Source organism: Candidatus Afararchaeum irisae, assembly GCA_034190545.1.
Taxonomy (GTDB): Archaea; Halobacteriota; Halobacteria; order Halobacteriales; family Afararchaeaceae; genus Afararchaeum; species Afararchaeum irisae.
In genome coordinates this window covers 55,688-75,583 of record JAXIOF010000001.1, presented here as the reverse complement: position 1 = coordinate 75,583, position 19,896 = coordinate 55,688, and the positions used below count along the sequence as shown (strand labels likewise).

Annotated in this window: 18 protein-coding genes; 12 read left to right on the top strand and 6 right to left on the bottom strand. The window is 56.6% G+C overall.

Features of this window, described 5'->3' with window-relative positions; genetic code table 11:
- Positions 1-190: 190 nt before the first annotated feature.
- The 4 genes from SV253_00370 (at position 191) to SV253_00355 (ending at position 3,855) form a co-directional block, all read left to right on the top strand.
- Positions 191-643, top strand: coding sequence for a universal stress protein (locus SV253_00370; protein ID MDY6774545.1), 453 nt, complete (start codon positions 191-193; stop codon positions 641-643).
- Positions 636-1,469, top strand: coding sequence for a CBS domain-containing protein (locus SV253_00365; GenBank protein ID MDY6774544.1), 834 nt, complete (start codon positions 636-638; stop codon positions 1,467-1,469). Before SV253_00370 ends, SV253_00365 begins: the two co-directional genes overlap by 8 nt.
- A 1-nt stretch (position 1,470) precedes the next feature.
- The gene (glyS, locus tag SV253_00360; protein MDY6774543.1) at positions 1,471-3,210 is read left to right on the top strand and encodes a glycine--tRNA ligase; all 1,740 of its coding nucleotides are present in this window, start codon (positions 1,471-1,473) and stop codon (positions 3,208-3,210) included.
- 78 nt (positions 3,211-3,288) lie between these two features.
- On the top strand, positions 3,289-3,855 hold the full coding sequence (locus tag SV253_00355) for a dolichol kinase (protein MDY6774542.1): 567 nt from the start codon (positions 3,289-3,291) through the stop codon (positions 3,853-3,855).
- Here the strand turns inward: SV253_00355 and SV253_00350 are convergent.
- The gene (locus tag SV253_00350; GenBank protein ID MDY6774541.1) at positions 3,822-5,195 is read right to left on the bottom strand and encodes a geranylgeranyl reductase family protein; all 1,374 of its coding nucleotides are present in this window, start codon (positions 5,193-5,195) and stop codon (positions 3,822-3,824) included. The two genes, SV253_00355 and SV253_00350, sit on opposite strands and share 34 nt — an antisense overlap.
- A 96-nt stretch (positions 5,196-5,291) precedes the next feature.
- Here SV253_00350 and mptA point away from each other — a divergent pair, with 96 nt between their 5' ends.
- The 3 genes from mptA (at position 5,292) to SV253_00335 (ending at position 9,512) form a co-directional block, all read left to right on the top strand.
- Positions 5,292-6,230 carry a GTP cyclohydrolase MptA gene (mptA, locus tag SV253_00345; GenBank protein MDY6774540.1) on the top strand — a complete coding sequence of 313 codons (939 nt, stop codon included), beginning with the start codon at positions 5,292-5,294 and terminating at the stop codon, positions 6,228-6,230.
- 27 nt (positions 6,231-6,257) lie between these two features.
- Positions 6,258-8,090, top strand: coding sequence for a cation:proton antiporter (locus SV253_00340; protein ID MDY6774539.1), 1,833 nt, complete (start codon positions 6,258-6,260; stop codon positions 8,088-8,090).
- 63 nt (positions 8,091-8,153) lie between these two features.
- Positions 8,154-9,512 (top strand): FAD-dependent oxidoreductase, encoded by a 1,359-nt coding sequence (locus SV253_00335; protein MDY6774538.1) that lies wholly within the window; start codon positions 8,154-8,156, stop codon positions 9,510-9,512.
- On the opposite strand, the gene SV253_00330 is transcribed toward SV253_00335, so the two are convergent.
- On the bottom strand, positions 9,507-9,674 hold the full coding sequence (locus SV253_00330; GenBank protein MDY6774537.1) for a hypothetical protein: 168 nt from the start codon (positions 9,672-9,674) through the stop codon (positions 9,507-9,509). The genes SV253_00335 and SV253_00330 overlap by 6 nt on opposite strands.
- 56 nt (positions 9,675-9,730) lie before the next feature.
- Between SV253_00330 and SV253_00325 the strand changes: the two genes are divergently transcribed.
- On the top strand, positions 9,731-9,967 hold the full coding sequence (locus SV253_00325; GenBank protein MDY6774536.1) for a hypothetical protein: 237 nt from the start codon (positions 9,731-9,733) through the stop codon (positions 9,965-9,967).
- 9 nt (positions 9,968-9,976) lie between these two features.
- On the opposite strand, the gene SV253_00320 is transcribed toward SV253_00325, so the two are convergent.
- The gene (locus SV253_00320; GenBank protein MDY6774535.1) at positions 9,977-10,612 is read right to left on the bottom strand and encodes a hypothetical protein; all 636 of its coding nucleotides are present in this window, start codon (positions 10,610-10,612) and stop codon (positions 9,977-9,979) included.
- Positions 10,613-11,173: 561 nt separating this feature from the next.
- Positions 11,174-13,399 carry a CDC48 family AAA ATPase gene (locus tag SV253_00315; protein MDY6774534.1) on the bottom strand — a complete coding sequence of 742 codons (2,226 nt, stop codon included), beginning with the start codon at positions 13,397-13,399 and terminating at the stop codon, positions 11,174-11,176.
- A gap of 119 nt (positions 13,400-13,518) precedes the next feature.
- On the opposite strand from SV253_00315, the gene SV253_00310 reads away from it, so the two are divergent.
- The gene (locus SV253_00310; GenBank protein ID MDY6774533.1) at positions 13,519-14,640 is read left to right on the top strand and encodes an NAD-binding protein; all 1,122 of its coding nucleotides are present in this window, start codon (positions 13,519-13,521) and stop codon (positions 14,638-14,640) included.
- A gap of 12 nt (positions 14,641-14,652) precedes the next feature.
- Here the strand turns inward: SV253_00310 and SV253_00305 are convergent, their stop codons facing one another.
- Positions 14,653-15,486 (bottom strand): hypothetical protein, encoded by an 834-nt coding sequence (locus tag SV253_00305; GenBank protein ID MDY6774532.1) that lies wholly within the window; start codon positions 15,484-15,486, stop codon positions 14,653-14,655.
- 149 nt (positions 15,487-15,635) lie between these two features.
- Between SV253_00305 and SV253_00300 the strand changes: the two genes are divergently transcribed.
- A complete protein-coding gene (locus SV253_00300; protein MDY6774531.1) occupies positions 15,636-16,763 on the top strand; it encodes an isocitrate/isopropylmalate family dehydrogenase in 1,128 nt (375 codons plus the stop codon).
- A gap of 1 nt (position 16,764) precedes the next feature.
- On the opposite strand, the gene SV253_00295 is transcribed toward SV253_00300, so the two are convergent.
- A complete protein-coding gene (locus SV253_00295; GenBank protein ID MDY6774530.1) occupies positions 16,765-17,790 on the bottom strand; it encodes a polymer-forming cytoskeletal protein in 1,026 nt (341 codons plus the stop codon).
- Between the two features lie 126 nt (positions 17,791-17,916).
- On the opposite strand from SV253_00295, the gene SV253_00290 reads away from it, so the two are divergent.
- Together SV253_00290 and dapF are read left to right on the top strand one after the other, a co-directional pair.
- Positions 17,917-18,864 carry a DUF106 domain-containing protein gene (locus SV253_00290; protein ID MDY6774529.1) on the top strand — a complete coding sequence of 316 codons (948 nt, stop codon included), beginning with the start codon at positions 17,917-17,919 and terminating at the stop codon, positions 18,862-18,864.
- Positions 18,865-18,869: 5 nt separating this feature from the next.
- Positions 18,870-19,703, top strand: a complete 834-nt coding sequence (dapF, locus tag SV253_00285; protein ID MDY6774528.1) for a diaminopimelate epimerase — start codon at positions 18,870-18,872, stop codon at positions 19,701-19,703.
- Positions 19,704-19,896: the final 193 nt, after the last annotated feature.

The window sequence follows — 19,896 nt, the reverse complement described above, 5'->3', positions numbered from 1 at the left end:
AAAAACTTGGGGAGTAGGTCGGATCGTTGAACGTTGTTTGCCCCTCAGAGCTTACTCGATTCCCGCCCGGCGTGAACGCCGGGACTCCCTCGCTGAATCAGGTGGGAGTCTGTGACCCTCGAACACGCCTCGGAGCACTGCGGAGCACGGTTAAGAGTTATATGCCTCGGCTTCTTCTTACGAAACCAGAATGTACGACCGGATTCTGATACCTACCGACGCGAGCCAAGGCACGAACAAGGCGGTCGAGAACGGTCTCGACATAGCCGAGAAGTACGACGCGACCGTACACGCCCTCTACGTCGTCGACACAAGTGCTTACTCTACACTTCCCGCTGACTACAACTGGGAGGCAGTCCACTCCGCCTTCGAGAGGGAAGGAGAGGAAGCGACTACCGAGATAGAGAAGGCGGCTGAGGAGAAAGGGGTCGAGATAGTGACCGAGGTCGAGGAGGGCGTCCCGCCGAGGACTATACTCGACTACGCCGACGACAACGGCATAGATCTCATCGTGATGGGGACACACGGAAAGAGCGGCTTCGACAGACTTCTCCTCGGAAGCGTCACGGAGAAGGTCGTGAGGAAGTCGGAGATACCTGTTCTTACAGTCAGAATGGTCGAAGACGAAGAAGACAATGAGTGAGAAGAAAGTCAGAGACGTGATGACCTCGGAGGTCGTGACTGCGAGCCTCCCGGGGACACGTGAGGACGTATTCGGCGACCTCATGAGAGGCGATATAAGCTCTGTTCCCGTCACGAAGGACGGCAGGTACAGAGGACTTGTCTCGCGCCGCGACATGCTCGATAGCCCCGACGAGGAACAGCTATCCCTCCTCATGCGGGATGTCGAGACAGTAACTCCCGAGACGACTGTCGAAGACACAGCGCGGACAGTTCTCGACGAGGGAGAGAGACGGCTCCCTGTAGTCGAGGACTCCGAGGTAGTGGGGATAGTCACAGTAACGGACATCGTGAGACATATCTCGGAGACCGAAAACACCGACAACATAGACGAGTACGCCGAGGACGACGTCCTCACCGTCTGGGAAGGCACTCCTCTCGGTACCGTGGTCAACAGCCTGAGGTTCGGCGGCGAGACTTCGGCGTGTGTCATAGACGGCTCCGACCTCGTCGGCGTAGTCTCCGAGGTCGACTGCATACGCGCTTCGGACACCGAGGACGTCTCGGATACCGTCGGAGTCGGACTCGCCGACGAGGACGACGACTGGATGTGGAGCGGAATAAAGTCGAGTAGCAGTAACCTCGTTCCGATAAGCCGTCTGAGGTTCCCCGACGACCCCGTCTCGGAACATATGTCGAGCGAGGTTGTCAAGGCTATGAGAAGCACCGACGTCAGCGTCGCCGCCGAACGTATGGTAGAGAACGACCACGAACAGCTTCCTGTCGTGAGGGGCGACAGCCTTGTCGGAATCTTGAAGGACGTAAATCTCCTCAGAGCCGTACAGTAATATGTACGAGGAGATAATTGAGCTTGCGAAGAGGAGGGGATATCTCTACCCGAGCTTCGAGATATACGGCGGGGCATCGGGATTCTGGGACTACGGTCCCCTCGGAACTGAACTCAAGAACAACATACTCGACGAGTGGCGCGAGAGCTTCGTGACACGTGAGGGCTTCGACGAGATAGAGACAACGACGGTCGGAAAGGAGGACGTCTTCGAGGCGAGCGGGCACGCCTCGGGATTCGCCGACGTGCTCGTCCAGTGCCCCGACTGTGACGCCTTCTTCCGTGCCGACCATCTCGTAGAGGACAACACGGGGATAGAGAACGCAGACGGTATGTCTCCCGAAGAGCTCGGCGAGATAATAGCGGGCGAGGATATCGCCTGTCCCGCGTGTGGTAACGACTTAAGCGGCGCGGAGCCACGCGAGTTCAACCTGATGTTCGAGACCAACATAGGACCCCAGTCGGGGAGAAAAGCCTACCTAAGACCCGAGACAGCACAGGGTATATTCGTCGATTACCCCCGTCTGAGACGGTTCAACCGTGACAGCCTGCCGTTCGGTGTCGCACAGACGGGAAGGGCGTACAGGAACGAGATAAATCCACGTAAGGGAATCGTACGTCTCAGGGAGTTCGTACAGGCTGAGCTTGAGTACTTCAAACACCCCGACAGAGAGGTCGACGACGTCAAGTTCGACGGTGTCGCTGACACTGAGGTACGTCTGTATCCGGTCGAGGAACAGGAAGACGAAGACGGCGAGGCGGTAGAGACAACGGTGCGTGACGCGGTCGAGTCGGGAATCATAGAGAGCCGTACCATCGCTTACTTCGTCGGAAAGGCTCAGGAGTGGTACGAGTCGGTCGGGATCGACCCCGAACGTCTGAGGTTCAGACAGCATCTCCCCGACGAGCGCGCCCATTACGCGAGCGACTGCTGGGACGGAGAGACCTACACCGACCGTTTCGGATGGATAGAGGTCAACGGAGTCGCCGACAGGGGAAGCTACGACCTGTCTAAGCACGCCGATGCGTCGGGTGAGGAGATGGGTGTCTTCGAGGAGTACGACGAGCCCGTGACTAAGGAGAGAGCCGTCGTCGACCCCGACATGAGCGTCTTAGGACCCGAGTACGGCTCTAAAGCGGGAGACGTCGCCGAGGCACTCGAAGAGTTAGCCGAAGAAGAGCCCGAGAGATTCGAGAACGGGACTGTCGAGGTAGAGGTCGACGGAGAGACCTACGAGATCGAGACCGATGTCGCGGGATTCGAGATACGTGAGATAGAGGAGAACGGAAGGAACGTCCTGCCTCAGGTCATAGAGCCCTCGTTCGGGGTCGACAGGATAATCTACTCGGTGATAGAGCACTCGTACGCTGAGGACGAGGTCGACGAGGAGGAGAGGACAGTCCTGCGTCTCCCGTCGAACGTCGCGCCCTTCATAGCCGGAGTCTTCCCTCTGATGTCTAAGGACGGTCTCGGTGAGAAGGCGAAGGAGATACGTGAGAGCCTGAGGCGAGCGGGTCTCCGTGTGAGGTACGACGACTCGGGAGCGATAGGAAGACGGTACAGGAGACACGACGAGATCGGAACGCCCTACACCGTCACCGTCGACTACGACACATTAGAAGACGGAACAGTGACTGTCAGAGACAGAGACACGACCCAACAGGTACGTGTCGCCGCCGACGACCTCCCCGGGATACTCGAAGACCTGCGTGACGGCAGGACAGAGTTCGGCGACCTATAGCTGAACGTCTAAACGTGTCCCGAGACCCGCCGACGGGACGTTCGGAAATCTCGGATTGATAAAGCCTGTAAATCAAAGATGTACAGACGTCTCTTCCATCTCTCAGGATCTCTGTATCCCCTTCTCCACGTATCGGGTCTTCTGACGTGGGATCAGATGAGGCTTCTGTCGTGGATAGGGATCACCGTCGCCGCCGTCCTCGAATACCTGCGTCTCAGGGGAGATGTCGTCTTCTTCGAGTCGCTCTACCGCGACTACGAGAGGGAAAGTATAGCCGGATACGTCTTAGCGGGGGTCGGACTCTTTCTCTCGGTCAACCTCTTCCCCCCGAGTATCGGAACCGCCTCAATGTTTATGCTCACCGTCGCCGATCCCATCGCGGGAGCCGTCGGAACGGGTGAGCTAAGAAGGGTCAAGAAGCCGCGCGTCCTCGTCACGGCATTCTGTGTGAGCCTTGCTGTCAGCCTTCTGTTCGTCTCTCCCTTAGTCGGAGCCGCAGGCGCTCTCGGGGCAGCTCTCGGCGACGGTGTCAAGCTACGTCTGAGAGGATACGTAATAGACGACAACCTCACGATACCCGTCTACTCGGGGACTGTGATGACCGTAGTCTCTCAGTACTTCGGCTCCGCTCCCGTGATCTCGTAGACTTCGTCGAGTATCCCGTCACGTCTCTCCTGCCAGTCACTGAGTGCCTCGGGCGATTCGGGGTAGTCGTCGTAGAGGTCACGTATCTCGGACGCCTTCTTGCTGACCTTATAGACTTCGAGGAGTGTTCCCCAGTGACCGAATGTGTCGATCGCAGTCTTGAGCTTGAGACCGAGTGACATCGACGTCGTACCTTTCTCGCCTAATGCGTCCATAAGCTGCTGTCCGGGCATCGCAGAAACGACGTCGGTAAGCTCGTCGACCTCGTGGGCGGTTCCGAATATGTTGTAGAGATCCATCGCGGCGAAGTTCTTTCCGAAGTCGGTCATCACCCTCCGGTTGTACTCCCAGAGCGCGTCCTCCGAGACGTCTCCGTTCCTCACAGCTTCGAGACCTATCTCGGCTCCCCAGTGTCCCGACTTCGCCGCACCGGGTATTCCGCCGCCCGTAGTAGGATTTACGTGTCCCGCGGCGTCACCTACGGCGATGAAGCCGTCTGCGACTGCTGAGTCGTAGGGACGTCTCGTCGGAAGAGCCGCGCCTAACTTGTCCTTGACAGTGGGGTTGACGAACTCGTCCCTCTCCTCCAAGTCGTCCCTCAGAGCCTCGACGAGTTCCATCGGCTCCTCGTTCATCTGGAAGCCGAGTCCGACGTTTATCTCAGTCGGCGTCCTCGGGAAGTACCAGAGGTAGCCGAGCTCCTCAGTCGGCTTGAATACTATGCTGTTGTCCCAGTCTACGGGCTCGTCGACCTCGATTACCTCGCGGTAGGCGGAACAGAACTGCGTGTACGAGACGTCGGTGTCGAATGTCGAGTTCGAGGCGTCGAGGTCGTCCTGTAAGACGGAGAGCGCGCCGGCGGCGTCTATAGTTAGATCGGCGTGGTACTCGACTACCTCGCCGTCGTGTTTGGCTCTGACGCCCTCGACCTTGCCGTCGCCGTCCTGTATCACTCCGTTGACAACTGTCTCGTAATCCATCTCCGCACCTGCCTTCTCCGCCTCGTCTAAGAGTACTCGTCCGTACTTCCAACGGTCGACTATCACACCCGGCTCGGGGAAAGGTATGTCGAGAACGTCCCCCTTCTCGGGGTTCTTGAATCTAGCGTACTCTATCCTCCGGTTAGTGAAAGACTCCTCTCTGAGACGTTCGATGTCTATCACGTCGGGGAAGGTGCTCACGCCCTTTATGGCGTCGCCGCATGCTATATGTCCCGCCTCCTCCTCCGTCTTTCTCTCGATCACGACGACGTCGGCTCCCTTCGATGCCGCTGTCGCGGCGGCGAAACAGCCCGCGGTTCCACCCCCGACTACGGCTATGTCGTACTCTCGGACTCGCATCTAAGGACTCTATCCGTTCGTGCTTATTGTCTGTTGCGTCTTGGGTCGCTTACTCATTAGGAAGTCCTATTAGGCTTCGTGACCTACGTCGAAGGGATGAGCGAAACCGAAGGATGCGTTCTACCTGATGTTCAGGCGACAGAGCCCGAGGTCGAGATAGGACTCCAGAGGGTGGGGGTAACCGACGTCGAGAAGCTCGTCAAGATCGACAGAGGCGACGAACGTCCCATAGTCCTGATGGGTGAGTTCGATGTCTACGTCGACCTACCCGCCGAGAGGAAGGGTGCCGACATGAGCCGTAACATGGAGGTCATAGACGAGGTACTCGAAGACCTCACACGTGACCCCGTCTACAAGGTCGAGGATCTGTGTGGCGAGATCGCCGAGCGTCTCCTAGGACGCCACTCGTACACGACACGTACCGAGGTCGAGATGGAGGCGGAGTACATGTACCGTGACACTACACCCGCGAGCGAGAGAGACACACAGGGCGTCGCGACGATACACGCCTCGGCGGAGGCGGCTGACGAGGGAGTCAGGAAGTCGATAGGTGCCGAGGTCACAGGGACGACTGCGTGTCCGTGTTCTCAGGGGATGATGGAGTCGGAAGCCGCTGAGAAGCTACGTCAACTCGGACTCTCGCCCGAAGAGATAGACGAGTACTTCGACGAGATTCCACAGGCAGCACACAACCAGAGGTCGCGCGCCCTTCTCTCGATAGAGACGACCGACGGTACCCACGTCGGACTCGAAAAGATCATAGAGGTCGCGCGTGACTCGATGAGCTCACGTATCTACAACCTAGCTAAGAGACCCGACGAACACCACATGACAAAGGAGATGCACGAGAACGCACGGTTCGTCGAGGACGTCGTGAGGGTAATGGCGAGAAAGGTCGTCGAGAGCTTCGACCTCCCAGACGACGCCGTCGTGAGCATAAGACAGGAGAACGAGGAGAGCATCCACCAGCACAACGCCTACGCCGAGACACAGGTCGAGTTCGGCGAACTCACGGACACGATTGCGGAAGAATAAATAGAGTCATAGACCAGGATTCTACCGATGTCTTCTGTCACGCTTCTACTCATACCGTCTCTGATAATAGCCCTGGGTGCCCTGTCGGTCATAGTCGCCGACAAGTACGGGATTCCGAGCGTCGTCTTCCTACTCGGATTCGGTATACTCTTCGGTCCCCAAGTCTTGGGAGTGATCGATCCCGAGATATTCGGAGACGCATTGCCGTCGATAGTCTCTCTCTCAGTCGCAATAATCGTCTTCGAGGGTGCGTTCCATCTCAGCATACCGAGGGTGCGTAAAGCACCCAAGTCGACGATTAAGGTAATACTCATCGGCGCAGGTGTGACACTCGTGGGGATGGGAGTTATCAATCACTACCTTTTAGGTCTCCAGTGGAGTCTCTCGTTCCTCATAGCCGCTCTCCTCACAGCGACGGGACCTACTGTCATAACCCCTATACTCTCACAGGTCAAGGTACGTGAGGGCGTCAGAGGGGTTCTCGAAACCGAGGGTATAGTCAACGACGTAATAGCGGCTATACTCGCTGTCGTCATATTCGAGGTCGCACTTCTCGGAGAGGTCAGCGGAGGCGTTCTCGATGTCTTCATACAGCGTATGGGAGTGGGTGTGATCTTCGGAATACTGGCGACTGCGGTCGACTGGTACATACTCCGGAAGACCGATATATCGCCCCAGCAGTCACGTCTCCTCGTCCTAGCCACAGCACTCCTCTTCTTCTCGTTCTCGGAGTGGGTCAACTCGGAGGCGGGGATAGCTACGGTGGCTATATTCGGTGTTCTACTCGGGAACGTCGACATACCTTACAAGGAAGAGATAGAGGAGTTCAAGGGCGACCTGACAGTGATCGTCCTGAGTATCATATTCATACTTCTCGCGTCACTCCTCGAGTTCGAGGATCTATTCAGCCTCGGATGGAGAGGGGTAGTAGCCGTGGTTCTCCTGATTCTCGTCGTACGTCCTCTGGGAGTACATCTCTCTACACTCGGATCGAACTTCACGTTACGTGAACGCAACTTCATATCCTTCGTAGGTCCACGTGGCATAGTTCCGGCGTCGGTCGCTACCCTCTTCTCGATACGTCTCGCCGAGGAAGGGGTGCCGAACGCCGGAAAGGTCGTAAGCGTCGTCTTCCTCGTGATACTCGTCACAGTCGTTATACAGGCGGGAGGCGCGCCGTTTATTGCGGATAAGCTCGATATAATACCTATGAACATACTCGTCGTCGGAGGAGGACGCGTCGGACGTGACATAGCCGAGAACCTCGACGAGAGGGGCGAAAACGTCGTAGTGATAGAGAGAGACGATGAGAGGGTCGAGAAGATACGTTCGATGGGTATCAACGTCGTCAAGGGAAGCGGTACGAAGAACGAGGTTCTGAAGGAAGCAGGAGCCGACAGGACGAAGGTGTTCGTCGCAGCCACAGCCGACGACGACCAGAACATACTCGCGTGTCAGACAGCGAGGGCGAACTTCGGCATAAACAACCTGATCTCACGTGTCAACGACACCGAGAACCTCGACGCTTTCGAGGATCTCGACGTCAGAACAGTCTCACCGTCGCGTGCGACATCGTTCATGATGGACAACATGATAGAACGTCCGGGTCTGTTCTCGTGGCTCACCGAACTCGGAGAGGGAGGCGACGTAGTCGAGGTCGACGTCGTCTCAGACGAAGTCGTCGGGAAGAGGATAGGAGAGATAGATATTCCCGAGGGCTGTATAATCGCTCTGATACAGAGGGAGGACGACCAGTTCACTCCGAGTCCCAACGTCGAGATACTCGAAGGCGACCACGTCACTCTACTCGGACGTACCGAAGCGGTCGAGGACGCCGTCAGGATGCTGAGACATGGGTGAAGGCGAAGCGATGTTGTAGTCTCTCAGCAATACTATTATATGTCCTGACGTAGATGGTCTTTCATGGAGGACACAGAGCCTTTCGTCGTAATCGGGGGCGACGCCGCGGGGATGAGCGCGGCATCGAAGTCGAAACGTGAGGAGCCCGAGAGGGAAGTAATAGTCTTCGAGAAGGGGGACTGGGTGTCGTACGCAGCGTGTGGGATGCCCTACTACATAAAGGGCGAGGTCGAGTCGCTCGACGATCTAGTCTCGATAACACCCGAGGAGTTCAGAGAGGAGCGTGACATAGATCTACGTATGAGACACGAGGTCGTCGAGATACGTCCCGACGAGTCTGAGGTCGTCGTAGACGACAGAGACACGGGCGAGACATTCGAACAGGGATACGGTGACCTCCTTATAGCCACAGGCGCGACTGCTGTGGAGCCGCCGATCGACGGCGTCGAACTCGACGGTGTCTTCACGTTACACTCGATGGACGACGCCGACGAGATAGACGACTACGTTTCGAGAGAAGATGTCGAGAGCTTCGGGATCGTGGGCGGAGGCTACGTCGGGATGGAGATGTCGGAGGCTCTCAGAAGTAGGGGAGTCGACGTACACGTCTTCGAGGCTCTTCCCCACGTCCTCCAGCCCTTCGGAGAGGACGCCGCCGAGGTAGTCGAGGATCATGTGCGCGAGAAAGGTGTCGACCTTCATCTCGAAACCTCCGTCGAAGGCATAACGGGTGACGATGGAGTTAGGGGTATAGAGACGGGGGAGGAGACGTACGACCTCGACGGAGTCATCGTCGGTGTCGGCGTAGCCCCAAACGTCGGAATCGCGGATGAAGCCGGAATCGAAATCGGAGAGACGGGTGCGATAGCCACTGACGACTACGGACGCAGTAACTACGAAGACATATACGCCGCTGGAGACTGTGCCGAGGCGACTAACTCAGTGACACGCGAACCCGACCACGTTCCTCTCGCCCTCACCGCGAACAGACACGGACGCGCAGTCGGACAGACTGTCTCGGGTTCGCCTACGGAGGTCGGAGAGATAGTCGGGACGGCAGTCGTCAAGGTCTTCGACCTCGAAGTCGCGAGGACGGGTATAGTAGACCACAAAGTGGCTGAGGAAGCCGGCTTCGACCCGGTTTCGAGAACCATAACCGCCGAGTCGAGGGCAGGATACTACCCCGGAGCGAAGCCTATTCAGGTACGTCTGACCGCCGACTCCGAGACTGAGCGTCTCTTAGGTGCGACGATGGTGAGCGAGGACACAGCCGCTAAGAGGATAGACACCGTCGCGACGGCTCTTCACGCAGGAATGACAGTCGACGACCTGGAGAACCTTGACCTCTCGTACGCGCCGCCTTTCAGCCCCGTCTGGGACGCGACACTGACGGCAGCGAAGGTTCTCAGATCGACTCTATAAACGTCTGGTACCTCTCTTACTTCTCGTGTAGAGGCTCCAGACGAAGTAGATGACAAAGAGAAGGACGAGTACGACGAAGAAGAGGTAGGCGAGAGTCATCGCTGATCCCACCTCGTCGACCACGGCACGGAGTACGTCGAGGGAGCCGTCTGCGCGTCCCATCTATGTCAGTCAACTCCATACCGAGACCTTATAGAGGTTTGGCATCTACTCGGGCTATGGAGCCGCGCGAGAAGATACGTAAGATAGACGACTACCTCGACCGCGACAGGCTCGTATGTCTCGAAGGACGTAACCGGAGGAAGGGAGACAAGCTAATAGTCGAGGGTATCGACCGTGACAGGGCGGAGATAGTCGCACACGAGGAGGAGTCAGGATGGAAGAAGAGGGTAAGCCTGAGAAGGGTCGAGGGAATCGGCAGCGAGGACGCGTGGTACGAGGTCAAGTTCTACTGATATCCGTGTTCACCGAGGGGCTATGTCCTCTTCCTCCATCCTGATGAAGGCGTCCTGTTCATTTATCCTCCACGAGTCGACGAGAGAGATCGTCTTAGTCTTGTCGGGGACGTACTTGAACTCGGTTCTCTTCGCGTCGGGGCTCACCGAGATGAGTCCGACCTCGAGGTTCTCGAATATGTCGGACTCTTCGATGACCGAGTTGAACTCCGACTCGGGTATAGCGGCGAATCTGTACTCGGCGAACTTGTGGCATCTGTACGCGCGTCTGAATGTCTCCTTCCAGTCTCCCGAGTAGACCTGTACAGCAGCCGATGTCACGTGTCTTTCGAGAGAAGACTTGACCTGGACATAGCCGTTTTTCTCGAAGACAAAGCCCTCGTCCTTGAGCCATTCGAGACCCTCGACAGCCTTGTCCTTGTCCTCGAAGTCGGCGACGAAGTTCCTCCTCTTCACACCTCCCGACCTGAGGAGTTCGAGGAATACCTCAAGACGGTGCATGCTGAGCATGGCTGTGTCTATGCCGAGCTTGACCCTCCTTTTCTCCCACGTGTCCTCGTCTATAGTGATGAAGACTAGATCGGCTGTCGAAGTTCCAAACGGAAAGTCAGTTATCTTCTGTGAGATATCGAGTGTAGAGACCATCTTCTCCTCGACAGCCTTCTTAATCTCAGACTTACTCTCGAAACATACCGAGTACTTTAGTTCGGGGTGTATTGTTCTTTTCGCTACTGTCTACAGGCGGAACAGGGCGAGTGCCTCGGGGTCTTCAAAAAGCAGAGCTTTTTGGGATACGGAAAATCAAAGATTTTCCTTGACTTGACCCCGAGGGTGAAGCCCGTCAAAAGGTTTAACTTACCACGCCCAGTACCGTGGTTTAACGACCGTGACGGACATTAAAGACCTTAATGTGAAACGGTCGTTCGACGGTTTGGAAATGCGACTCCTCTCAAAACCGTCCATTGGGCGTGAGATGGGAGTTGTCGGGTCGTGGTGGAGCGACCGACCCTCACGGACACACCGAGTGTTCGGGTGTTAATTCCAGCCGACTTCGAGAGAAGAAGGTCGAGGGGAATTAAATTCACCTGCGTCCATCCGTCCGTTTCTGGACGGTACGGACAAAACTGTGAAGCCTCGTTCGCAAATCTTCGATTTGCGAGCCCGCGAGATCGGAGATCTTGTGACGGGGCTTGTCCCCGAGGTACTTCACTGTACTCCTCTCTGGACGCCGGACCCGTCCTCCGACTCGATTCCCGAGACTCCCTCAGCCATCTCGTCGTACTTCCTTCTCGCCTCCTCGTCGAGCGACGGCTTTACCTCTTCGAGTGCGTCCACGAAGTCGTCCATCGTGATTCTGACGTTTCCTACCGACTTGTCTATCTCCTCGGGCGAGATTCCGCTTCCTATGAAGCTTCTCATCGCGCTCATGCTAGCCTCTCTCGCTACTGCCTCTATATCACTACCCGTGTATCCCTCAGTCCTGCGTCCGAGCTCCTCGAAGTCGACGTCGTCGGAGAGGGGCATTCCGTCAGTGTGTATCCTGAATATCTCCGACCGAGCGTCTGAGTCGGGAACCGGGACGTGTATCTTCCTGTCGAGCCTTCCGGGACGCAGGAGCGCCTGATCGATACGGTCGGGTCGGTTCGTCGCCGCGATCACGACGACGTTCTTGAGCTCCTCGACGCCGTCGAGCTCCGTCAGAAGCTGTGAGACGACGCGCTCCGTAACCTGGGTGTCACGCGAGCCTCCTCTCTCAGGGGCGAGCGAGTCGATCTCGTCGAAGAAGATTACCGTCGGCGCGTTCTGTCTCGCCTTCTTGAAGACCTCACGTATGCCTTTCTCCGACTCGCCGACGTACTTGTTGAGAAGCTCAGGACCCTTGACAGAGATGAAGTTCGAGTCGCTCGCGTTGGCGACAGCCTTTGCGAGGAGTGTCTTTCCCGTACCAGGCGGTCCGTACATCAGTATTCCCTTGGGTGTCTCGGCGTGTAGCTCCTCGAATACCTCGGGGTAGTTGAGAGGCCACTCGACAGCCTCTATGAGATCCTGTTTGGCGTCTTCGAGCCCCCCGACGTCGTCGTAAGTAACGTCGGGAACCTCTGTGAAGACCTCCCTCATCGCGCTCGGCTCTACGTCTCTGAGAGCGTCCTCGAAGTCGTCCTCGGCTATCTCAAGCTCCTCCAAGACCTCAGGGGGTATCTCCTCGGCTTCGATATCTATCTCCGACCTCACCTTACGGAGAGCCGACATAGCCGCTTCCTTCGATAGGGCGTGTATGTCCGCCCCCACGAAGCCGTGTGTCCTGTCGGCGTACTCGTCGAGGTCTACGTCGTCGGAGAGTGGCATTCCCCGGGTGTGTATCTGGAGTATCTCTTTCCTTCCGTCTCTGTCGGGGACTCCGACCTCTATCTCCCTGTCGAAACGTCCGCCTCTGCGGAGTGCGGGATCGACTGCGTCGACACGGTTGGTCGCGCCGATTACTATGACGTCACCCCGGCTTTCGAGACCGTCCATCAGAGACAGAAGCTGTGCGACGACACGTCTCTCGACCTCTCCCGAGTCCTCCCTCTTTGGTGCGAGAGAGTCGAGTTCGTCGAAGAAGATCACTGTCGGCGCGTTCTCCTCAGCCTCCTCGAATATCTCTCTGAGCTGTTCCTCCGACTCACCGTAGTACTTCGACATTATCTCAGGTCCCGATACGGTCTCGAAATGTGCGTCGACCTCGTTGGCGACCGCCTTCGCTATGAGTGTCTTACCCGTTCCGGGAGGTCCGTGTAGGAGAACACCCTTCGGCGGCTCAATACCGAGCTCCTCGAAGAGCTCCGGGTGGCGGAGAGGGAGCTCTATCATCTCGCGCACCTGTTCTAGCTCGTCCTCAAGACCTCCTATGTCCTCGTAGGTCGTGTCGGTGACAGAGCCCCTCTGTCCCTCGACCTCCTCCTCGGAGACGGGCTCCTCCGAGATCTCGATCTGTGTCTTGTCGCCGACTACGACAGCACCCGAGGGCTGTGTGTCGGTGATAGCGAACTTGATACGGTTGCCTATCATCTCGACACGTATGTTGTCGCCCTTCGTGACGGGTCTGCCGTAGAGAACCCTCTTCATGTAGCCGGTTCCGCCACGTATCTTGATCTTCTGTGAGACTGGCGCGATACTCACCGAGTCGGCTTTCTCTGCCTCTGTCTTCTTGACGTCGACGTGGTCGTCTATTCCGACGCCTGCGTTCTTACGTACGCTTCCGTCGATACGTACTATACCTTTTCCGGTGTCCTCGGAGTATCCGGGCCAAGCCTTCGCGACTGTCGTGCGCTCACCTTTTATCTCTATTATGTCTCCCGAGACTATCCCGAGCTCCTTCATCGCTCTCTGGTCGACGTAAGCCTTTCCTTGACCTGCGTCGCTCGAACGTACTTCTCCTACGGTTAGCTTCATTGTTACGAGAAGTAAGCGTCCATAGTATATAAATCTTTGGTGGAAACTGTCGACAGTGTTAACTCAGGTGAGTAGGATACGAAGACCCGGGAGGGTCTACGACGAAAAGAGAAAAGTTCGTGGCTGTGCTCGCCGCCTCGGTCGGCTGTCTCTCGCTCGTCACGGGAGTAGTTAACCTCGCGTCAGTGTCGCGTTTCGCGCCAGTCGCACGTCATGTACCCGAGTTCGTGAGAAGAGTGGTGAGTCTCACGGGATCTTTCACGGGATTTGCTCTCCTCGTGAGCGCGTGGGGTCTCACAAGACGTCTCCGGATAGCGTGGTATATGACTCTAGTTCTCCTGCCGATAGCTGCCCTCCAAGGTGTCGTCCAGTCGAGCCTTCTTTCGGTTCCTCTGATACTTCTTTCGCTCGCCGCGGTACCGTCAGTCTTCTTGAGTAGATCGAGTTTCGACAGAAGACACCCGCTCTCCGACACCCAGACAGCTGCCGTCGTTATACTCTCCGTCGTAGTACTCTACGGAACCGTGGGATCGTATGTCCTACGCGACGGCTACAGCCAGATAGCTACGCCCCTCGACGCATTCTACTACACCGTTGTAACCATCAGTACCGTAGGATACGGCGACGGAGTTCCGACTACACAGCTCACACGAACATTTACGTTGTCTCTGATAGTAGTAGGGACAGCGGGTTTCGCAGTCGCCGTGGGTGCTGTGCTCACGCCGGCAATAGAAAAGCGTCTCACGACTGCACTCGGAAGGATGACCACATCAGAACTCGAACTCCTTGAGAACCACGTGATAGTTCTGGGATACGGAGACCTCACCGAGCCGATACTACGTGAGTTAGACGGAAGGGTTGAGTTCGTAATTGTTACCGAGGACTCTGCCGGCGAACTCGGTGAGAGAGGATACAACGTCCTGAAGGCGGATCCGAGTAGCGAAGAAGCTATCACGACGGCCAGGATAGACACAGCGTCTGCTGTCGTGGCAGCCACCAACAACGACGCGGAGGACGCCCTCTCAGTCCTAACGGCTCGCCAGCTTAACCCTGACGTGAGACTCGTCTCCGCAGCAACCGAACAGGAGAACGTCGAGAAACTTAGGCGAGCCGGCGCAGACACCGTTATAAGTCCGGCGAGTATTGTAGGACATCTTCTCGTTGAGTCGGCTCTTAGTGGAAGTGACACCGAGGAGATCGCCGAGAGCATCCTCGAAGACAAGACGCGCTCCGAGAACTGAGACTAAACTTTTTTATCCGAGGTACGACGACTGGCAGTCTGGACAGATATCGCCTTCTCTTAGAGACTCTGACGACTCGAAGGTAGAACCACACGAGGAGCACGACAGCGACGTTTCGGAGACCTCATCGGATGAACCAGAACCATCGAAGGATGTCTCGTACGGTGTCTCAGTCTCTGCCGGTGTCTTTGCGTCCCTACCTGTCTGTGTTTCTGTCGTTGAGCCATCGGCATCACCGGAGACGTAGTCGGAAATTGAGCCGTTATCCTCCGAACCGGAGTCAGTTCCCGGTATGTCCTGATCCACGGAGTCGGACTCTCCATCCATATCCGATTCGGACGTTGAGGAGCCGGACGAGGACGAGCCGGTCAGTATTTCGACTCCTTCGTCCTGATCCGCGTCAGTCGCCTCCTCGTCTGTCTCCTCGTGTGTCTGGGTCTGGGAGTCGAGGTCAAAGCTATCCGACTCGAAGACATCTCCTCCGTCGCTCGTTACTGTATTGGATTCGGTGTTGTCAGTGGTGGTCTCAGAAACTGTTCTGGCTCCGGAGGCTGACGAACCCGAGACCGGGGATTCGGTTCTGTCCTGAGACGGAGACTGTGTCGGTGTCGGAGATCCGGCTGTCTTCTCCTTCTGCGTTTCAGCCGTCTGTTCCCTATCCGGGCTTCGATGGATTCCCCGGGAACTACCCCCGGTCTCGTCATCCGTGTCAGCCTCCGTCCCTCCACTCTCGACAACCTCACGTCTCTTCTTCTTGACCTCTCTCTCACCACATCTCCTGCACGTACGGAAGGTCGTAAACAGTATCTCCGTACAGCCGTCGTGCTCCTCCTGTGAGTCCTCCATCTGGTAGGAACTCCAGTCGTGTCCTGTGAGTCGGCAGAGAGGTTTCACTCTTGTTAGAGTCTCCGTGCCACCGAGACATAAAACCTCGTCAGACGAACGTATGACACCGACTCGGAACTCCTAAGGAAGACACGCACCGATACGTCTGTATGTACGAGATTCCCGTGATAAAGGGCGACGGAATAGGACCCGAGATCGTCGAGGAGGGACAGCGTGTCCTCGAAGCAGCGAGCGACGTCTGTAACTTCGGCTTAGACTGGAAGGAGTACCCGTACGGAGCCGACCACTACCTCGATACGGGTGAGATACTCCCCGACTCCGCCTTAGACGAGCTATCTAAGTACGACGCCATATACTTCGGGAGCATAGGAGACCCGAGGGTAGAGCCCGGAGTCTTAGAGAAGGGAATAATTCTGAAGCTGCGTTTCGAGTTCGACCAGTATGTCAACCTGCGTCCCGTGAAGCTCCTCGAAGGCGTGGAGACGCCTCTCAAGAACAAGACACCCGACGACATAGACTTCACGGTAGTGAGGGAGAACACCGAGGACTTCTACATAGGTCTCGGGGGACGCGCGAAAGGAAAGACTGAGGCTGAGCTTGAGGTTGAGAGGAATCTTTACAAGACGAAGTTCGGTCTCGACATAGAGACAGACGCCGAGGAGATCGCCTACCAGATCGGTAGCATCTCGCGCGAAGGGTCAGAGCGAGTCGTCGAGTACGCCTTCGACCACGCCGAGTCGGAGGGTCATGACCGCGTCACAGGTATCGACAAGGCGAATGTCCTGAGTGACATATACGGCATGTGGAGGGAGGTCATAGAGGACGTCAGCGAGGACTACTCGGGTATAGAACACGAGTTCAACTACGTCGACGCCGCGACGATGTGGTTCGTGAAGAACCCCGACCATTACGAGACAGTCGTGACCCCCAATATGTTCGGCGACATAGTCACCGACCTCGGAGCTATGATACAGGGAGGGCTCGGTCTCTCGCCCGGAGGCAACATAAATCCCGAGGGGACGAGTATGTTCGAGCCGTTACACGGAAGCGCGCCGAAGTACGCTGGTGAGAACAGGGCGAACCCCACGGCTACTATCTGGGCGGGTGCTATGCTCCTCAACACTCTCGGAGAGGAAGAAGCGTCGGAACGCGTAATGGATGCCTTAGGCGACGTTCTCGCCGAGGGGGAGGTCAGGACGCCAGACATAGGCGGAGGCGGCGACGCCGGAGCTGACGACTTTGGAAAAGCGGTCGCCGAACGCGTCAGACAGGGCTAGTCTAGAAAGATCCCGTCTTACCGTTGCTACTGTAAGTTCTGCGTAACGCTACCGACAGACCGCCGAGCCCTATGAGGGTTATCACGGCTCCAGCGATGCCTCCGACGAAGGGTATCATACCGAGTATCGAGGAGACGAGGAGTCCGAGGACGAGCGAAAGCCATCTGTTCCTGAAGCCTTCGAGTGAGAGTATCCAAGATCCGAGAGAGAAGCTTCCGTAGACAGACGATATCCAGAGGGTGATAACGAAGAGTAGACCGAGGGCGAGGGCTATCGGAATACCTATGACTGTTATACTCACCAAGATTAATCCTACCGGAACACCGACTGCGACGAGGAGTCCCACACCTCCAGACTCGACGGGTTCGGAGACGACCTCGTCGGCTACGGCGTCTGAGAGCCCAGGGAAAACGTATATAAGTATCAGACCTACGACGAGGTTGACGAGGAAGCCGTAGACAGAGAAGACCCACGACGGTAGCAAGGAGTCGCTCGACCCCGGCTTAGTCTCTATCTTCTCGGTCTTACCGCCTATCTGTGCTCCCGAGCCACGTGTGTAGTCCTCAGCTGTGTAACGCAGGTCGCCTCCTATGACGGCGTTGTCCCCAAGGCTGAGGCTCGAAGTCCTGAGTGTCGAGTTCCCTCCTACGTGTCCCTGTATCAGGACACTCCCGGCACTCGCGTTGAGGCTGCCCGAGATCCTCGCCGACTCGCCCACCAGGAGATTCCCCGTATTAGCCTCGACATCGCCCGTGACGTTTCCGTTGATCGCAACGGTTCCCGAGTACACCTTGACGTCTCCTTTGACATTCCCGTCGATGGTAACGGTACCCGCGTAGGCTTTGAGGTTGCCGTCGACTGTTCCCCGAACCAGGACTGTTCCACCGTAGGCGTTTATGCTCTCAGTTGTTTCCCCGTCTTCTACTATTACGTTGCCTCCCGTACGTGTCTCCTGTGCCGAGACAGGAGACGTCGCAAACACGAGCAGAAGAAAGCCCGCCAGAGCCAAGAGGTACTTCGTCTTCATGTCGTTAATGCTTCGTTCAAGGGGTTAATAAATACTGGTAAGCTGTCCGACGGAAGTCTGACGCTGACGCCGACGCCGACATGAGATACGAAAGGACTTTTGTAGAGGAGTACCTATCCCCGACGAATGAGCGTAAGGAAGAAGACAGAGGAGCTTATAAGCGAAGACCCGAGTCTCTCCTCGTCCCTTGAGAGACTCCTTGAGATAGAGGAGTCGGAAGGTGAGATACTCTGGAGTGACGTTAACTCGGAGATTACGAGCGGTCAGTGGGGCCGTCTCATAGAGAGAGGGATACTGACTGAAGCGGACGACGGCGAAGGCTTCGTAATATCCGATACCGAGGCTGTCGAAGATGTCCTATACGGCGACTCGTCGGATTCTACGTCTACATCCCCCACGGGGTCGGGAGACAGCGACGTTGAGGAAGTCGACGCCTCGTGGAGCACCGTCGACAAGGCTGTCGCCGCAGTGGGTGCTTTCTTCATCTTCTTCGGATACTCGAACGCGACAGTACAGGACGCGATAGGAAGCACACTAAACAACGTCTTTGCTCCCCTCCACACGTCACTGGGTCTTCCCTACTACATCATAATACTCATACTCGCGACATTAACGGGTCTGTACTCAAGCTTCCTCCAGATGTACCTGATGGACTGGGACTGGGTAAATAAGAAACAGGAGGAGCTGAAGGAGATACAGTCGGAGATGAAGGAGGCTCAGATGGGAGGAGACGACTCACAGCAGGCACAGCTCCAGGAGGAGCAGAAGGAGATGTTCTCCGAACAGATGGGCATCATGAAGATGCAGTTCCGTCCCTCGGTGTGGATAATGATGATGACGATACCCATCTTCATGTGGCTCTACTGGAACTTCACGAGCCGGACGGGACAGCCGATGATACTCGAAACCGCGGGCGAGATGCCGACGATAAACACGCCGTTCACCGACGGCGCGATAGAGTTCAACTCGACACTTATAGGTCCTGTACAGGCGTGGCTAGGATGGTACATACTCTGTTCGTTCGGTCTCGGACAGATAATGAGGAAGGTACTCGGGGTCAATCCCTCGACATGATATAGATGACCGAGTTCACGAAGGCACACGGAAACGGCAACGACTTTCTGATAGTCGATGAGTGGGACTCCGAAGCCGTCGGGGACAAGGAGGGCTTCGCGTCTGAGTACTGCGAGAGACGTTTCGGGGTAGGCGGCGACGGAGTCCTCTTCCTACAGAAGCCCGAAAGCCGAGACAACGACGTACGTATGTCACTCTACCAGCCTGACGGAGAAGAGGTCGAGATGTGTGGGAACGGCGTGAGATGTCTCGTGGCTTACGCCGTGGAAGAGGGCTTCGTCGATGAGTCGGATTCGGATGTGACCGTCACGGTGGATGTCGAGACACTCGATGGAGTCAAGGAGACGAGACACAGCCGAGAGAACGGCGAACAGATGGTTACCGTAGATATGGGTGAGCCTTCTTTCGATCCCGAAGACGTCCCCGCCGAGAGACGTATAGTCGAGGAGGAGATCGGCGGCTACAGTCTGACCTCGTGTAACACAGGAGTCCCACACTCAGTGGTCTTCGTCGATGAGGCTGATGAGATAGATGTCGAGGAAGAGGCTCCCGGTATACGCCACGCCGACGTCTTTCCTGAGGGCTCGAACGTCAACTTCGCGTCTCCGACTCAAGACGGCTACAAGATAAGAACCTTCGAGAGGGGCGTCGAGGGAGAGACTCTGTCGTGTGGCACGGGAAGTGTCGCAGTCGGCGCGGTAGCGCGCGAACTCGGAAAGACTGACGACGACGGAGAACTGCGGATACAGACACGCGGCGGCGACCTCTGGATAAGCTTCGAGGACGGATCGGCGATGATGAAGGGACCCGCCGAGATAGTCTACGAAGGAGAAGTCTGATATATAGTCGAGCGCATACCCCCGTCTTCAGGCGTTCGCTAATCTGTGATTAGCAAGCACGTCAATCGAAGATTGACGAACGGGGGTCAAGCGACAACACTCCTAACCTACGGACTACGTAGACCTACCGGATTTCACACTATGTTTTAATAGCTCTGAAGAGTTACATATTGGTACTACTCCAACGGAGAGA

What these genes read in the sequence shown, in the direction of transcription:
- mptA (MDY6774540.1), top strand. Translation starts at nt 5,292, where the DNA reads ATGAGCGAAACCGAAGGATGCGTTCTACCTGATGTTCAGGCGACAGAG.
- SV253_00350 (MDY6774541.1), bottom strand. Translation starts at nt 5,195, where the DNA reads ATGCGAGTCCGAGAGTACGACATAGCCGTAGTCGGGGGTGGAACCGCG.
- SV253_00355 (MDY6774542.1), top strand. Translation starts at nt 3,289, where the DNA reads ATGTACAGACGTCTCTTCCATCTCTCAGGATCTCTGTATCCCCTTCTC.
- SV253_00315 (MDY6774534.1), bottom strand. Translation starts at nt 13,399, where the DNA reads ATGAAGCTAACCGTAGGAGAAGTACGTTCGAGCGACGCAGGTCAAGGA.
- SV253_00290 (MDY6774529.1), top strand. Translation starts at nt 17,917, where the DNA reads ATGAGCGTAAGGAAGAAGACAGAGGAGCTTATAAGCGAAGACCCGAGT.
- glyS (MDY6774543.1), top strand. Translation starts at nt 1,471, where the DNA reads ATGTACGAGGAGATAATTGAGCTTGCGAAGAGGAGGGGATATCTCTAC.
- SV253_00300 (MDY6774531.1), top strand. Translation starts at nt 15,636, where the DNA reads ATGTACGAGATTCCCGTGATAAAGGGCGACGGAATAGGACCCGAGATC.
- SV253_00320 (MDY6774535.1), bottom strand. Translation starts at nt 10,612, where the DNA reads ATGGTCTCTACACTCGATATCTCACAGAAGATAACTGACTTTCCGTTT.
- SV253_00325 (MDY6774536.1), top strand. Translation starts at nt 9,731, where the DNA reads ATGGAGCCGCGCGAGAAGATACGTAAGATAGACGACTACCTCGACCGC.
- SV253_00340 (MDY6774539.1), top strand. Translation starts at nt 6,258, where the DNA reads ATGTCTTCTGTCACGCTTCTACTCATACCGTCTCTGATAATAGCCCTG.
- SV253_00330 (MDY6774537.1), bottom strand. Translation starts at nt 9,674, where the DNA reads ATGGGACGCGCAGACGGCTCCCTCGACGTACTCCGTGCCGTGGTCGAC.
- SV253_00335 (MDY6774538.1), top strand. Translation starts at nt 8,154, where the DNA reads ATGGAGGACACAGAGCCTTTCGTCGTAATCGGGGGCGACGCCGCGGGG.
- SV253_00370 (MDY6774545.1), top strand. Translation starts at nt 191, where the DNA reads ATGTACGACCGGATTCTGATACCTACCGACGCGAGCCAAGGCACGAAC.
- SV253_00305 (MDY6774532.1), bottom strand. Translation starts at nt 15,486, where the DNA reads ATGGAGGACTCACAGGAGGAGCACGACGGCTGTACGGAGATACTGTTT.
- dapF (MDY6774528.1), top strand. Translation starts at nt 18,870, where the DNA reads ATGACCGAGTTCACGAAGGCACACGGAAACGGCAACGACTTTCTGATA.
- SV253_00365 (MDY6774544.1), top strand. Translation starts at nt 636, where the DNA reads ATGAGTGAGAAGAAAGTCAGAGACGTGATGACCTCGGAGGTCGTGACT.
- SV253_00295 (MDY6774530.1), bottom strand. Translation starts at nt 17,790, where the DNA reads ATGAAGACGAAGTACCTCTTGGCTCTGGCGGGCTTTCTTCTGCTCGTG.